Source organism: Planobacterium oryzisoli, assembly GCF_015354315.1.
Taxonomy (GTDB): domain Bacteria; phylum Bacteroidota; class Bacteroidia; order Flavobacteriales; family Weeksellaceae; genus Planobacterium_A; species Planobacterium_A oryzisoli.
In genome coordinates this window covers 1-15,139 of the sequence record NZ_JADKYY010000012.1, presented here as the reverse complement: position 1 = coordinate 15,139, position 15,139 = coordinate 1, and the positions used below count along the sequence as shown (strand labels likewise).

Here is a 15,139-nt window from a genome sequence, read left to right as displayed (position 1 = left end):
GCATTAGAGCAGGCGCTGAAAGCGTACCATTTCTAGAGCCGTTACCGCAGCCTCTACCCCTTTGTTACCCAGATTCCCACCGCTGCGCGCCAGGGACTGCTCTTTGGTATCGTCGGTAAGGACACAAAAGACCGCAGGGGTTTGGGTTAGGATGTTACAGTCGGTAATTCCCTGCGCTACGGCAGAGCAAACGAAGTCAAAGTGGGGGGTCTCACCACGTATTACGCATCCAATAGCTATTACCGCATCGTATCTTTTACTCTCACACAGCCTTTTGGAGGCGTAGCTCAATTCAAAGGCTCCAGGTACGGAGAACACTTCGATATTTTCCTTTTTTACCCCTTCTTTGTGTAGAATTTCCAGTGCAGCATCCCGCAGGTTGTGCGTTATAAAACTGTTCCACTCGGCAACTACAATGCCGATGGAAATCCCATCGGCATCGCTTAAGTGTAGTGGCTGGTAGTTAGATAGATTAACTGTCGCCATTTTAATAATTTTTCACCATTTCGATATACGCATCGCTCATTCCGTTGTCGTATTCCTGGTATTTTTCTTCTATTAACAGAAAATGTTTTTTCGCTTCTTCCTTGTTCTTAAGACCCAGAGATAAAAGACCTGCTTTCTTTGTAAAGTAGTACGATGTATACGGATCCTCTGATGCAGAAGACGCTTTTTTCAGTAAATCCATTGCCTCCTGTGGCTTATTTAAATTGGCAGCTGCATCGGCCATTGCCCCATACTTTAGAGCCATCAGAATATCATTGTCCGAACTGAACTCATCCAAAAGGTTGTAGGCTTCCTGAAACTTCCCTTCTTTGAAACGAAGAAGACCTGCATTGTACGCAGAGAGCTCGGCAGCATCCGTACCTGGGAAATTCTTGTAGGTTCCCAAAAATCCTGGGTTTGCAGCGGATTTTCCACCCAAAGCATCCACGTTATTTCCGGTGGCAAGCTGGTTGATTGCCGAGAGGTAGCTCTTGGTTGCCTCGTCGTTTTTCGGAGCAATCACAAACTGCTGGTAGGCAAAATAACCCAATACGCCAAGGACCAAAACACCAAAAATTGTAGCAAGCGTCTTTGCATTACGCTCTACAAAACGTTCGGTTTGCAGTGCCTCTTTATCAAGATCTTTAAAAAACTCTACCGTTTCCTTTCCTTCCAGTGGGTTTTTTGAATTCGTACTTTCGTTTGCCATAATTATTTAAGTGAGGTGCAAATTTAACTGTTTATTAGTGATATACAAAATTTGTTTATGGGATATTTAGCCCTGCGCCCTACTGGTAGTTAAGGATATTGTAGATGGGTGCCCCGAACTGCTCGAGACGTTTTTGGCCCTGTAAAAACTCCAGGGCAATTAAAAAGCTGAACTGCGCGACCTGCGCTCCCTGCGACTCCACCAGCTTTGCAGCCGCTTGAGTAGTTCCCCCTGTTGCGAGTAAATCGTCATGAATAAGAACCCTTTGGCCCTTTTGAAGCTGTCCCTGGCGCATTTCGATCTCGGCGAATCCATACTCCAGCTCGTATTTCTCGGAGACAAAAGGAGGCGGCAGTTTGCCTTGCTTACGGATTAGAATAAAAGGTACATTTAGTTCCATGGCCACTGCGATCCCAAAGAGGTAGCCTCTGCTTTCGATCCCACAGACGGCATCCACCTTACCACGGCTGAAGTCTGCCAGCGCTTTTATCACATCCCGATAGAGCTGAGGATCGAGAAAAACAGGGGTAATATCTTTAAACTGTATTCCTTCTTTTGGAAAATCAGCAACGTTAACGATTGCCTTTTCCAGACGCTGAATCAGGGAATTATTCTCACCCATTAGTTGATTTTATAAGAGGTTATCATCCACTCCCCGTCCACATTTTCCAGTCCGAACACAACCTGAAGGGAAGTTGTTCTTCCGTTTTTATCCGTCACATCGTAGGTAGCTCCTACGGTGGAATTACTAGGAGAACTGTTTACGGTGGAAATACTTTTCACATTGACACTACGTACCGCACCAAACCCACTGTTGGCATTTGAGAAGCTCTCATAGGATCCCCACGTAGGATTTTTGGAGACTTCGTATGCTGCACGTAGGTTCTGACTGTTGAGAAGGTTTAAAAACCGTGTTACCGTAGTTTTGGGATCCCCGGCACTACTCCCTGGCTGTCCGCTGTCGCTCAGCGGATCCGAGCCTGGCTCGGGTCCTGCACTCTGTAGCGAATCTGCAGCAGGTTCTGCTACCTGAGGCATTAACATCGCTTTGCGGTTTATGGGTACTCCTACTTTGGACATGCGGTAGTTCTTCCCTGTGGTCTTAACGGTAACGGTAATATCCACCCGGTCTCCGAGCACTTTCTCCGGCGGTAGGGAAGCCATACGTAGAGTAAATCCTGCAAAGTCATTATCCTGCATAAGGTTCTTGGATGTAAGAACGCGGTTGCCTTCCGAAAAGACCTCCATTACAGTCTCCAGCCCCGCACCGGAGAACTCGATCGGTTTGCCTTGAGCGTCTACCAGGCGTGGTACCACCTGTATTGCTTTTGGACCCAGAATAGAGTCCTTCATCGTCTCAAAGGTGGTTAGATTGAGTGAAGAAGCTTTAATATCGTTGGGGTCAAATTGCATGGCCTCTGCGTTGCCAAAAATATTCATCTCGCCTAGAGATGGAGGTCCGGTACTGGACCAGTCGATCCCGTTTTTCTGGGCTATTTGATCGGCAAGCGCCAGTATCTGCGGAACTTTCATTCCGTTTAACAGCTTACCGAGGGCTTCGAGCCTCTGTACATCGTTGCCTTCCTCTACGCCAAAGGTTTTAAGTATGTACAGTGCCTCATTGAATTTTACCTGCTCCAGGGTAGTAAGCTCTGAAGCCATATCGTTAATACTGCTTTGAAACGCCTTTGTAGAGGAAGCGTCGACAGCGTCCTTCTTACATGCTGAAAGCAGCAGCAACGTCAGTACCAGGAAAATACGTTTAAAGTTCATGTTGTTGTGTTTTAAACAAAATTAAAAAAAATCCCGGCAATTTGCCGGGACTAATATTGATACCACTAAAGTTCTTAGAACGGATATTCAAATATCTTGGATTCATGCAGGAACGGGTTGCCTTCAGGAATCAGTTTCAGCTTGGAAAGCATGGTCATTACCGCAAAGATAAAGAGCCCAACGAAGAACACTACGGCTCCTACTACAAGGAGTAGTACTGCAATATTATCCCAGTACGGTCCTACCGTTCCAGGCATCACCATGTTGAAGTAGTCCACGATATGTCCTATAATAACCACAACAGCCATAACGGTTACCACCGTATAATTTCTTTTGATGCTGGAGCTAACCATTACCAGTAACGGAATGACAAAGTTTAAAATAAGCATTGGTAGGAACGTAGCGCTGTAATGCTCAAAGCGACCAAAGAAGTAGTTCACTTCCTCCGGCACGTTGGCGTACCAGTAAAGCATAAACTGACAAAACCAGGTGTAGGTCCATAGCATCGAGGTGGCAAAAAGGAATTTACCTAAATCGTGTAAGTGGTTGTCATTGAATTCTGGAAGGAATCCCTTCTTCTTCAAATACACACTTACTACTATTATAAGGGCCACAGCGGTAGCAAGACAGCTCACCATTGCATACCAAACATACATAGTAGAATACCAGTGCGGGTCAATAGACATGAGCCAGTCCCACGCCCAACCAACCGATGCGAAGCCAAAGAAAGCAATATATCCTACCGACCAGCGGTACAGCATCTGATAGTCTCTTTTGGATTTTGTCTGGTCCACTTTGCGTGACTGCGCACGAAGTTTCCAAGCAAAGAAGCTGGCACCTACCACATAGAGGATGGTGCGCACCGCGTACCATGGAGTATTTAAGAATTTCTTCTTCTCGTAAAGGATTACGTCAAAATCCGGGGAAGTAGGATCGGTCAAACTCTCGTGCATCCAGTGGAATAGATGTCCAATGTGCAGTACATTGAGAATCATAATAAGCACTACTACGGCTCCTGCCCATGGAATAAAAGAAGCAATGGCTTCCATTACTCTTAGAATAATTACCGACCATCCGGCGTGCGCTGCATGTTGGATGGAATAAAAGAAGAGTGCGCAGCAGGCAGCGGCAAAGAAAAATACAGCGACAAAATGCATTGCTGCAAGGGGCTGGTTTCCTACCTGCATAATGGCATGGGCCAGGTGGGAATCGTGGTCTTGAGGACCTACCATCTCACTGGAGTGCGTCGGTGCGGTATGACCGGAAGCAAAGACCTCCTCCATCATGTGCTCAACGGCTGCACTGTCGTAGCTTTTATTAATAAAATATCCTGCAGCAAACACTGCGAGTCCTGCAATGATAAGAATTATAGAAGTTAATCTTAATTTAGGTGAAAAACTATACATTTTCTTGCTTTTTATTATTGAGTAGCGGTTGAATCAGTGGTAGCTGCTGGCATAGCGGCAGAGGTAGTCATGCCCCCTTTAAATGCGTTCATTACATACATAGCCACTCTCCAGCGGTCACCAGCGTTGAGTTGTCCAGCGTAGGACCCCATGGCGTTTCGTCCATTGACAATAACGTAGTGAACGGAGCCTACTGTCAACTCACGGTCTGCAAAATTAGGCACACCTGCGTAGGCACCACTTGCTACGATAGGCCCCTGACCGTCCCCTGCTGTGCCGTGACAGGCCGCGCAAGTACGGTCGAAAAGCACTTTTCCTCTCTCTAAGTCTTTCTCCGCTACGGTGGTAAGCGGTGTTGTATTAACTGCTTTGGAAGCATCGTACCCGGCGTTGTATTCGTCCACGTTCTTAGGAAGTAAACTTTCCGCAAAAACGCCGTCTTTATTCTGGGCTACGGTTCCTTCAACAGGCGCTAGACCGGTGGCACCGTTCTGCTTTACAAATGCCGGAATTTCATTATCGTGCTTGCTGTAGGGATCCTCCGCCTTTTGAAGTGGATCATACGCTACCGGAAAGTACATGTCCGGGAAGTATACCAGTGGAGGGTTTCCTTTGCCGCAAGAAAGTAGCATAAAACTCGCAAAAGCTATAGCAGCAGATACCTTTACAATATTTCTTTTCATTTTAAGCGTCTTTTACGGTTATTTCTTCAGCTCCGGTTTCAACGAGAAGCTGCTTAATTTTTTCCACATCGTCGCTTACAAACTCCATCATGAATTTGTCGTCTGTAGTACGGGGATCAGGATTCTGCGCCGGAGCTCCAGGGTACATCTTGTTCCGGTACAGGAAGGTAAGAGACATCATGTGCGCTGCACAGAATACCATAAGCTCGAACATAGGTACCACAAAAGCAGGCATATTATGGGCCCACCAAAAGGCAGGTTTCCCCCCGATATTCTGTGGCCAGTCGTGGTTCATCATATACCAGGTAGTGAGCGCTCCAATGGTTACCCCATACACTGCGTATAGGAATGCGGCGTCGGAAATCCGGGTCTTTTTCAGGCCTAGTGCCTTATCCAGCCCATGGACAGGAAAAGGTGTATACACTTCGGCAATTTCAATTCCCTTTTCTCTGAATGCTTTCACACCATTCATCAAATCGTCGTCGTCGGCGTAGAGGCCGTATATGGTTTTAGTGGTGCTCATCTCCTTCTTTTGCTTTATAAGTTTCACCTGAAATTTTCAAAATAGACTTAAGCTCGGCCTGTGCAATGACAGGGAATGTTCTGGCATAGAGTAGGAAAAGTACTCCGAAGAACCCGATTGTTCCTAAGTAGACTCCCACATCGATAATGGTTGGCATAAACATGGTCCATGCACTTGGTAAATAGTCTCTGGAAAGGTTAATTACGATAATATCGAAACGTTCGAACCACATACCGATGTTAATGATAAGGGCTACGAAGAATGTCCAAATGATATTGGTTCTAAGCTTCTTGAACCAAAACGAAGCAGGTACGACCAGGTTACAGATAATTAGTGACCAGAACGCCCACCAGTATGGCCCTGTAGCTGCTCCCGGCGTAAGGTATGCAAAGTCTTCGTATCTACTTCCTGAGTACCAGGCGATGAAATATTCTACCGCGTACGCTACCGTTACCATACCTCCTGTTACAATAATAACGATGTTCATGATTTCAATATGGTACATGGTAATGTAGTCTTCCAGATTGGCTACTTTCCGAGCTACCAAAAGAAGAGTCTGTACCATGGCAAATCCGGAGAAGATCGCTCCCGCAACAAAGTACGGAGGATAAATTGTGGAATGCCATCCTTTGATAACCGAAGTAGCAAAGTCGAAAGATACCGTGGTGTGTACCGAGAATACAAGTGGTGTGGCAAGACCCGCAAGAACTAGAGAAAGTTCTTCAAAGCGCTGCCAGTGCTTGGCCTTTCCACCCCATCCAAACGCCAGGAAGGTATAGATCTTTCTGGTCCAAGGGGTTTTTGCGCGGTCACGAATCATAGCAAAGTCCGGAATAAGTCCCATGAACCAAAATACCGTGGATACAGAGAAATAGGTAGAAATTGCAAATACGTCCCAAAGAAGTGGGGAGTTGAAGTTGGTCCAAAGCGATCCGTACTGGTTAGGAATAGGGAAAACCCAGTAGCCTACCCATACTCTACCCATGTGAATCACCGGGAAGATGGCCGCCTGTACTACGGCAAAAATTGTCATCGCCTCTGCAGAACGGTTTACGGACATTCTCCAGCGCTGTCTAAATAATAAGAGTACCGCAGAGATCAGCGTTCCTGCGTGACCGATACCTACCCACCATACAAAGTTGGTAATATCCCAACCCCAGTTGATAGTCCGGTTCAGACCCCACGCACCGATACCTGTACCAATGGTATAGGCGATGCATCCAAATCCGTAAATGAAAAGAACCAGTGCTGCGTAGAATGAGATCCACCAAAGTTTTCCAGCTCTTTCCTCAATAGGTCGGGCGATATCTTCTGTGATATCGTGATAAGTTTTGTGACCAATAATTAAAGGTTCCCTAATCGGGGCTTCGTAGTGTGACATCTGTTACCTTATTATTATTTAAACTTTGTTTTCTTTTCTGTTTCTGACTTTGGTATGGTAGAAGACATTCGGCTTGGTTCCAATCTCTTCAAGCAGCGTATATCTTCTGTTGCTTGTAAATAGTTTGCGAACCTGAGAGTCCTTGTCGTTCATATCGCCAAACTGCATAGCTCCTGTAGAACATGCTTTGGAACATGCTGTCTGGAATTCACCGTCTACTATTCTGCGGCCCTCTTTCTTGGCTTCAAGAATAGTGTTCTGGGTCATCTGAATACACATAGAGCATTTTTCCATAACCCCACGGGTTCTTACTACCACGTCTGGGTTAAGTACCATTCGACCAAGGTCGTTGTTCATATTGAAGTCAAACTTATCGTTCTGCGCGTAATTGAACCAGTTGAAACGTCTCACTTTGTACGGACAGTTATTCGCGCAGTATCTTGTACCCACACAACGGTTGTAGGCCATTTGGTTCTGACCCTGCTTACCATGGGAAGTTGCAGCCACCGGACATACAGTCTCGCATGGTGCGTGGTTACAGTGCTGACACATTACCGGGTGGAAGATCACATCTGGGTTCTCTGCCGGGTCGATAAGGATATCGTACACCTGCGGCACATTAAGGTTGCGGTCAATCTGCTCCTTAGTGGTGATTTTTTCTCTTGCGGAGTAGTATCTGTCGATACGCAGCCAGTACATATCTCTAGACATTCTGATTTCTTCCTTACCTACAACAGGGACATTGTTTTCGGCTTGACACGCTATGATACAAGCTCCACATCCGGTACAGGCATTCAAATCTACGGAGAGGTTAAAGTGTGGTCCGTCCGTATCGTCAAACTCATCCCAAAGAGTAATTTTTCCAGCAGGAGTAGACTCTGTCAATGTGTGGTATTCGAGTGGCTTATTCCATCCATTCTGCTTGTCGTCGAATGCTACATTCAGGAACGATTCTAAAGGAACTTCACGTGCAATTTCGTAGCGTCCCATCAGGGTGTTCTGAAGCTGCATGCCGGCGAACTCATGCATATCGCCCACTTTTTCAAGAGAAACTCCGGACAGGGTGGTGTTCATACCGTCAAAGAGTGGGTATGCGTTGATTCCTGTTTCGGCTACTTTGCCGGAATCTTTTTTACCGTATCCCAAAGCAAGTCCTAAAGAACCTTCGGCCTGTCCTGGCTGAATGAATACAGGAACATTATTAAGGGTGGTATTTCCTACCTTTACGTTCACTACCGAGCCATCAAGCTGCATCCTTCCGTTCAGGTCGTTTACCAGTCCCAGACGTTCCGCATCCTTTGGAGATACCGTCAGGTAATTATCCCAGGATAGACGCGTAATTGGATCCGGCAGTTCCTGCAGCCAAGGGTTGTTGGCTTGGGTTCCGTCTCCGATCGCGGTACTAGTATACAGGACAAGTTCCAGATCGGAAGCCTTGAATCGCGACAGCTCCGCTACTGCGCCTTGCGCGTTGCCGCCGGCGTAACTCAGCGTAGCGGTTGAAGCTACTTGATTCAGACCATTATAAAGCGCCTTATTAAAAGATACATCCCCGAGAAGGGTAGTAGCGCTTGCCTTTAGATAATTGTAGAAATTATTGTTTTCGTGGCCTTTTCCGTTTAACCAAACCAGTAGGGATTCTTCAATCTGTCTAGGCTTGTATACTTTGGAAATAGTAGGCTGCATAAGGGCGTACACTCCGCTTTGCGGAGAAAGATCTCCCCAAGATTCTAACCAGTGGGTGGAAGGAATAACCACCTTGGCAGCCTTATACATTTCGTTTTTCTTATCGGTAACTGCAACCACGTGGGTCGCTTTTTCCAGTAGTTTCTGGAACTCCGCTCCCTTCGCTGAAGAGTATACCGGATTGACGCGGTGTGCAATTAAGACTCCTACCTGTCCGGCATTAAGCCATCCCAGGAATTCCTCATAGCGCTTAGCGTCAAATTCTCTCAGAGTACTGGCCTTGCCTGTAAATGCTTGCGAGGCGAGTTTCTGATTGATAACGTGTGCCAGTACGTAGGCAGCCTTTGATCCGTCTGCAAATACAACGGCTTTCGAGCCTTTTTCAGAAAGTTCTTTCGCGATCTGCGCTGCCTGGCCACTTGCAGATCCTCCGTTTAGTGCGTTGTACACATCTACAAGAAGCTTGTTCACAGCACTTGGCTTAAGACGGATGCGCTCATCGGCATTTGCACCCGTTAAAGAAAGGTTGGATTCCACCTGAATATGGCGAAGCATATTCGGTCCCGGCGTTTTGGCCAGTGCATAGGATGTTTCCAGACCTCCTGTGTTGTAGTCGCCCAGGAAATCCGCCTGGAAAGAAACGACCAGTTCGGTTTGGGAAAGATCGTATACTGGAAGTGCGCGCGTGCCAAAAACTTCCACGGCTGCTTCAAGAGCCGCAGCGTGCGGTAATGCATCGTAGGTTACCAGTTCTGCGGTAGGATACTTCGCCTGGAACTCAGCAAAGAGCTTTTTAAACGTTGGTGAAGGATAAGAGTGGGATAATAGTACAATACGTTTCCCTCCAGCCTGCGATTCGTTAAGTGCTTTAATTACATAGTCATCGACTTTATCGTAGGTCTCGTCCTTACCGTTTAATTTCGGTTGTTTTACTTTATCGTTGTCGTATAGAGAAAGCACTCCTGCCTGTACACGGGCACTGGTTTTACCCAAGGCTCCTGCAGCAGGGTTCGGCTCGATTTTTATCGGCCGCCCTTCACGGGTCTTTACCAGTACGCTGGCAAAGTCTGCACCATCAAAATACGAAGTTGCGTAGTAGTTAGGTACGCCAGGAATGATATCGTGGGGCTTAACTACGTAAGGAATTGTCTTTATCACCGGAGCCTCACACGCAGCAAGCGTTACGGCCGCTGTGGAAAATCCAAGTAGTTTTAAGAAGTCTCTCCTGGAGGTAGAACTGCTCTGGGAGTTGTTTGCATCTTCCAAAAATTCGTCCACCGGAATTTCGTCCTGAAATTCCTTCTGAGCCAGCTTATGGTTAAGTGCCGGGTCTTTAAGTTCGTGAATACTTCTGAATTGTATTTTATTTGAAGCCATTTATACTTCTGATTTTTCGTTATTAATAATGACACTTACCACACTCAAGACCTCCGATTGCATCTACAGTGATCTTACCTTCGGATTTCGGATACTGTTTCTTCAGCTTGTCGTGAAGATTTTGGAAGTATTCCTTGTTATATCCATTATTCATATCGACCTCAGTCGTTCGGTGACACTCTATACACCAGCCCATTGTAAAGTCATTGGCCATGGATACAACATTCATGGTATCTACCTGACCGTGGCACGCTTTACATACAACGTCAATCTGATCGTTAGGGTTTTTCTTGTTGTGGGAATTTAGAATCGCCTGTTCCCCGGCAACGACGTGCTGGGCGTGGTTGAAATACACGAAATCCGGCATGTTGTGGATGCGCACCCATTCTACCGGCTGCGGCTTGTTTTTATAGGACTGGCTTTCCGGATCCCAACCGGTGGCAGCATATATTTTCTGGATTTCCCCGTCGTAGAATGCCTTGTCTTTTCCTGGCTCCAGATACGCTCCGTTGTACTCAGAGATGTTCCGGTGGCAGTTCATACACACATTCATGGAAGGAATTTCCGATACTTTTCCGTATTTGGCTGAGGAGTGGCAAAGCTGGCAATCAATTTTGTTGTCTCCCGCATGGATTTTATGCGAAAAGTAAATAGGCTGCTCTGGTTTGTAGCCCTTATAGACCCCAATATCCATTGTCCAGTTCCATACCCCGTAGAAAGCAAAAAGCGCCAGTAGCCCAAGCAATCCCTGACCTACCAACTTGTATTTGGAATAAAAATCCCCAATGCTGTGAATTCTCGTCTGATCGAGTTCTGCAAGCTCCTGGCTTTGGCTAAGCTTCACGAGCTGACGCAGCCTAAGAAGAAGCCATAGAAGCAGTGCAGCTATAAAACCCAGGGAGATTAAAAGAATCTTAGAATTATCGCTTTGTTTTCTAGCCTCCTCTAATGCAGCGATAGTGTCGGCCTGCGAAGCCCCGCCCTCTGCGGCAGCTGCAGGTTCTGGAGCAGGCGGATTAGTGGTATAGGCCAAAATATCGTCAATGTCCTTGTCCGAGAGATTCGGAAACGGAGTCATTGGCGTCTTATTGAATTTTTCATATACCTCATTGGCATATTTATCTCCAGAGGCCCGAAGTGCTTCGTTGTCCTTGATCCAGCTTCGCAACCAGTCAATATCCAGATTTTGTTCGGTTTTCAAGCGTTCCACCACACCGCCTAATGCCGGACCTACCATCTGTTTATCCAGGGCGTGGCATGCGGCACATTGTGCTTTGAAAAGTTTTTCTCCGTTCTTAGGATCCCCGTCCTGAGCGTGGACTGAAGCGGTGGTTGTAAGCAATAAAGTTATCGCCAGTAAACCCCTTTTGTAATGCTTTCTCCAACTAATCATTTAAATAATCTTGGGTTAGTAAAAATTGATGAGTATACATTCAATTCTGCAAAAGTAAGCTTTTTAACAACAATTTAACAACGTAATAAAAGCAGCCAAAAGCCTTTTGATTTAATTTATAACAGTTCTAAATAATAGCATTTGGTATGATTTTTATTTGTAGTAAATTTGCATAAACACTGTTTTAATGAAATTTTCGCTACGAATTCTTGCGGTACTTACCCTTATGGGTTCCCTCCACCTTCAGGGGCAACAGGTCCGCACCACTGATACGATTTCCGGTACTCCCTTAACGGTTTCTATGGATGCTAAAATTCAAAAGTCCTTATCCGATCTGCAAGAGAAGTGCGAACTAATGGAAAAGGCGAAAGACAATGCCGAATACACTCCCTCTACACCTCGAGTGGTAAATAATACCCCGTCCAGACCGCTGTCCAGAGCGGAAATATGCAAACAGAACCCCCGTATTCTTGGGTACAAAATTCAGGTTGCGGTGGTAAAGAGTAATGCGGAAGCCAATCAGGTGAAAGCCAACTTCAGGAGCCGTTTCCCAGGAATTAAAGTAGAGACCGATGCGTCTCTTCGTCCTAATTACAAGATCCTAGCAGGAAGCTATATTTCCCGTCAGTCCGCCGCCTCTGATTTAGCCCGAATCAGAAGCGCTTTCAGGTCTGCAGTTGCAGTACAGTACCGCGTTTTCTGTGTAGAAGCCAAATAGGCAAGGCTATTCTTTGTAATACAGCTCTAGAAACGAGAAAAATTCTCCCAAACGATACACGTTGTTGGTCCAAAAATAAAATACCAAGAACGCCATTCCCAGCAGCAGCTTGGGATAAAGCTCTTTTTTTATCTTGTACCTTTTAAGAAGGTAGCCTAGTAGCAAGGGATAAATAAACACAAAATGCCCTCCGTAGATATAGGACGTATGAAGGCCAAACTGCAGCCCGCAGTGGATCACTACATCCACCAGCAGCATGAGCCCTAAAATGCCTACCATCTTCTCACGGAAGTTTACCACCACGCTCCAAAGCACAAACGCAAGCAGTATACCCAAGGCCACATAAACCCCAAAACCGTCGTATAAGTCCAAAAACAGGGCTTTAAATTCAAAACCTTTCCCATTGTGGTAGTCCCGAAGCTCGAATTGAGGCAAAAGGATATTGCCGCCGTAAAACCAGGAAAATACCATATCGGAAATGGGTATACTCTTGGGCTGGGAAAATTTTTCATACTGCTGCAGGGACTTATCCAGTACGCGCTGAATATCGAAATTCAGCCTGTAAAGGTAGAGAATAACAAATATTCCCGCCGCAAGAAGCGAGTAAAGAACGGAGGAAAAAAACCGTTTCCAGCTCCGGAAAAAATCTTTTGTGAAAAGAACCGGGATAAATACTTTCACTATGTTGGTGATTGTCATCCCCGCAATAAGAACACTCGAGATACTCAGAAGAAGAAAGGAGGGTCCTGTTCCCTGCCGCATGGCCAGGGCCACCAGATAGACATACCCCACCAAAAACAACATACTGTAGGTATAGGTTTCGGGCGTGAAACTAAGGAACAGCACGGTGGAAAAACCTGCAAACAAGAGCGAGACAATACTTGCACCTAAACGGTCAAGTTCTAGAATATCCAGTGCATACTTTAGCACATAGAGAACGGACAATGCCACGGCTAAAGTACTTGAAAAGGAAAGCACCACGCGGAACACCGCATCGAATTTTCCCTCGGAGAGAAAAAGCGCCAGCTCGCGTACGGCCTGAAAAAAATGAACCGAAAGGGGATGCCGCTCATAACCCCCACCAGTAAGAACTACGGCGCGGTTATCAAAACTAAGATAGGCGTCCCAGGGGATACGCGGATCAAAGACAATGGAATAGGGATAGGCTACGCTGTAGGCAAGAGCCAGGTAAGAAAAAAGCGTGAGAAGAAAAAACAACCATTGGAACCTTCCGCTGGGAATGAGCTTCTGGGCAGTGTGACGGAGCGATCCTGCTAATTTCACTAGTTCGGGTTTTGGTGCAAAAATAGAAAATAAATTCCGCTAACGGCATCACGAACTGCAGGAGAGCATGGTGCATCCAGGCAGAGCGTCGTACTTGTGCGGCCGTAGCGCGGGCACGCTGTCCGCGGACCGTTGGTAGGGATTCTGAAGTCTTTCGAATGCCGTACGGAAGCCCTCCATTTCTCCTTTTTCCACTTCCTCTATGATATTATAAAGCATGTAGTTTCTTAAAATGTAGGAAGGGTTGGTCTCTTGCATGATCTTCTGCGCTGTTTCCCTTGGGACCTGCTGAATGCCGCGCAGTTGAAAGTAGCGCTGAAGAAGGTGCTGAAGTTGCGTCAGGTCATTCTGAGAAAGAGACCGGTAAAATGCCGCAGGTAGGGCCCGCATTGCCGCCGCTTCGTCTTTCTGCTCCGACAGCAGATAAAAAAACAGGGTATAGTCCGCCTCGTGCGATTGCATGAACGACTGAATAGACACTACCAAGGCGGCAGAATCGGAGGACTGCTCTGCGAAACCAAATTTTCGGTGTACCATACTATCATGCAGTTTCCAAAAATACTCCGGGAACCTGTCAAGCGCGCTTTCCAAAGCCTTGGATTCTCCCAGGAGAGGATACAGTGCATTGGCCAGCTGCCAAAGGTTCCACTGCGCTATTTTGCCCTGCTGACCGAAGGCATAGCGGCGTCCCGGTAAATCGGTAGTATTGGACGTAAAATTTAAATCGTAGGCATCCAAAAAAGCATACGGCCCATAATCGATTCCAAGTCCAAGGACCGACATGTTGTCGGTATTCAGTACTCCGTGGGTAAAACCTACGCGCATCCATTCCACTACGAGCTCGGCCGTTCTTCTGCAGATCTGGTCAAACAGTGCCTCATAGCTTTCTTTTCCCTTCAGGCCGACCAGCGGGTAATAGCGCCTAAGCACATAATCGGCCAGCTGCTGGAGCTTGGGTAGATCGCCTAGGGCGCTCCAGTACTCAAAATGTCCGAAGCGTAGAAAGCTCTGCGCTGCGCGCACCATCAGTGCGCCGGGCTCACGCTGGGGATTGCCCGAATACAGGATATCCCGAACCACTTCTTCACCCGTAAGGCTAATACTAAGGGAACGCGTAGTGGGAACTCCAAGGTGGTGCATTGCCTCACTGATCAGATACTCCCGAATGGTAGAGCGCAAAACCGCCCGTCCGTCGGCATGGCGCGAGAAAGGAGTGGCGCCCGCTCCTTTCCACTGCAGTTCCCAGCCTATGCCCTCCGGGCTAGTGACTTCTCCCAGAAAAAGGGCTCTACCGTCTCCGAGCTGTCCCGCCCAACGGCCGAACTGGTGCCCCCCGTAAACGGTGGCATAGGGAGAAATGTTCTGCGCGCTGTACTGCGCGTGCAACAGGGCATAATCTTCCTTCTTCTCCGGGGTACCCAGACCCAGTTCCTCTCCAAGGGCGGCATTAAAGTGCACCAAGTGCGGATTGTCAAACGTTGCAGGTGGTACCACTGCTCCAAAATAGTCAGTGATGGAACGCTGCATAGGATTTCCGCTGCGGTCTACCGGGAATTCCTCCAGAAACGGTGCTTTAATTTTGGTTAAATCCATTGCAAAAAGAGGCTGTCCCCATAACTAAAAATGAGGACAGTCTTTTGTTTTTAGCCAATTGGGGTTAAAAAAGTAGATTTTGGGTTTTTAGCCCAAGCAGAAGGACGGTTTATGCCGTCCTTTTCTT

General features: G+C 46.9%; 13 protein-coding genes. 1 reads left to right on the top strand and 12 read right to left on the bottom strand.

All coding sequences use genetic code 11. The annotated features are described in order from the left end of the window. Positions 1 to 3: 3 nt before the first annotated feature. The 10 genes from ribH to IC612_RS08850 all read right to left on the bottom strand — a co-directional run bounded on the left by ribH (position 4) and on the right by IC612_RS08850 (position 11,417). Positions 4 to 486 carry a 6,7-dimethyl-8-ribityllumazine synthase gene (ribH, locus tag IC612_RS08895; RefSeq protein WP_194739837.1) on the bottom strand — a complete coding sequence of 161 codons (483 nt, stop codon included), beginning with the start codon at positions 484 to 486 and terminating at the stop codon, positions 4 to 6. A gap of 1 nt (position 487) precedes the next feature. Continuing rightward, positions 488 to 1,195, bottom strand: coding sequence for a YfgM family protein (locus tag IC612_RS08890; RefSeq protein ID WP_194739836.1), 708 nt, complete (start codon positions 1,193 to 1,195; stop codon positions 488 to 490). A gap of 79 nt (positions 1,196 to 1,274) precedes the next feature. Then, positions 1,275 to 1,817 carry an adenine phosphoribosyltransferase gene (locus IC612_RS08885; protein ID WP_194739835.1) on the bottom strand — a complete coding sequence of 181 codons (543 nt, stop codon included), beginning with the start codon at positions 1,815 to 1,817 and terminating at the stop codon, positions 1,275 to 1,277. Beyond that, the gene (locus tag IC612_RS08880) at positions 1,817 to 2,968 is read right to left on the bottom strand and encodes a hypothetical protein (protein WP_194739834.1); all 1,152 of its coding nucleotides are present in this window, start codon (positions 2,966 to 2,968) and stop codon (positions 1,817 to 1,819) included. Before IC612_RS08880 ends, IC612_RS08885 begins: the two co-directional genes overlap by 1 nt. A gap of 74 nt (positions 2,969 to 3,042) precedes the next feature. Next, entirely contained in the window at positions 3,043 to 4,374 is a 1,332-nt protein-coding gene (locus IC612_RS08875) for a quinol:cytochrome C oxidoreductase (RefSeq protein WP_194739833.1), read from the bottom strand. 14 nt (positions 4,375 to 4,388) lie between these two features. Then, a complete protein-coding gene (locus tag IC612_RS08870) occupies positions 4,389 to 5,057 on the bottom strand; it encodes a c-type cytochrome (RefSeq protein ID WP_194739832.1) in 669 nt (222 codons plus the stop codon). Position 5,058: 1 nt separating this feature from the next. After that, positions 5,059 to 5,580: a DUF3341 domain-containing protein gene (locus IC612_RS08865; RefSeq protein ID WP_194739831.1), complete on the bottom strand. Its 522-nt coding sequence runs from the start codon at positions 5,578 to 5,580 to the stop codon at positions 5,059 to 5,061. Then, positions 5,567 to 6,961, bottom strand: a complete 1,395-nt coding sequence (gene nrfD / locus IC612_RS08860; protein ID WP_194739830.1) for an NrfD/PsrC family molybdoenzyme membrane anchor subunit — start codon at positions 6,959 to 6,961, stop codon at positions 5,567 to 5,569. The genes IC612_RS08865 and nrfD overlap by 14 nt, the downstream gene beginning before the upstream one ends. Before the next feature lie 18 nt (positions 6,962 to 6,979). Further along, positions 6,980 to 10,024 (bottom strand): TAT-variant-translocated molybdopterin oxidoreductase, encoded by a 3,045-nt coding sequence (locus tag IC612_RS08855; RefSeq protein WP_194739829.1) that lies wholly within the window; start codon positions 10,022 to 10,024, stop codon positions 6,980 to 6,982. Between the two features lie 22 nt (positions 10,025 to 10,046). Beyond that, positions 10,047 to 11,417, bottom strand: a complete 1,371-nt coding sequence (locus tag IC612_RS08850) for a c-type cytochrome (RefSeq protein WP_194739828.1) — start codon at positions 11,415 to 11,417, stop codon at positions 10,047 to 10,049. A gap of 187 nt (positions 11,418 to 11,604) precedes the next feature. Here IC612_RS08850 and IC612_RS08845 point away from each other — a divergent pair, with 187 nt between their 5' ends. Then, positions 11,605 to 12,135, top strand: a complete 531-nt coding sequence (locus IC612_RS08845; protein ID WP_194739827.1) for an SPOR domain-containing protein — start codon at positions 11,605 to 11,607, stop codon at positions 12,133 to 12,135. Between the two features lie 6 nt (positions 12,136 to 12,141). Here IC612_RS08845 and IC612_RS08840 read toward each other — a convergent pair whose 3' ends face one another. Beyond that, the gene (locus IC612_RS08840; protein WP_194739826.1) at positions 12,142 to 13,419 is read right to left on the bottom strand and encodes a DUF6080 domain-containing protein; all 1,278 of its coding nucleotides are present in this window, start codon (positions 13,417 to 13,419) and stop codon (positions 12,142 to 12,144) included. Positions 13,420 to 13,467: 48 nt separating this feature from the next. Continuing rightward, positions 13,468 to 15,012: a protein adenylyltransferase SelO gene (locus IC612_RS08835; protein ID WP_194739825.1), complete on the bottom strand. Its 1,545-nt coding sequence runs from the start codon at positions 15,010 to 15,012 to the stop codon at positions 13,468 to 13,470. Positions 15,013 to 15,139 lie beyond the last annotated feature (127 nt).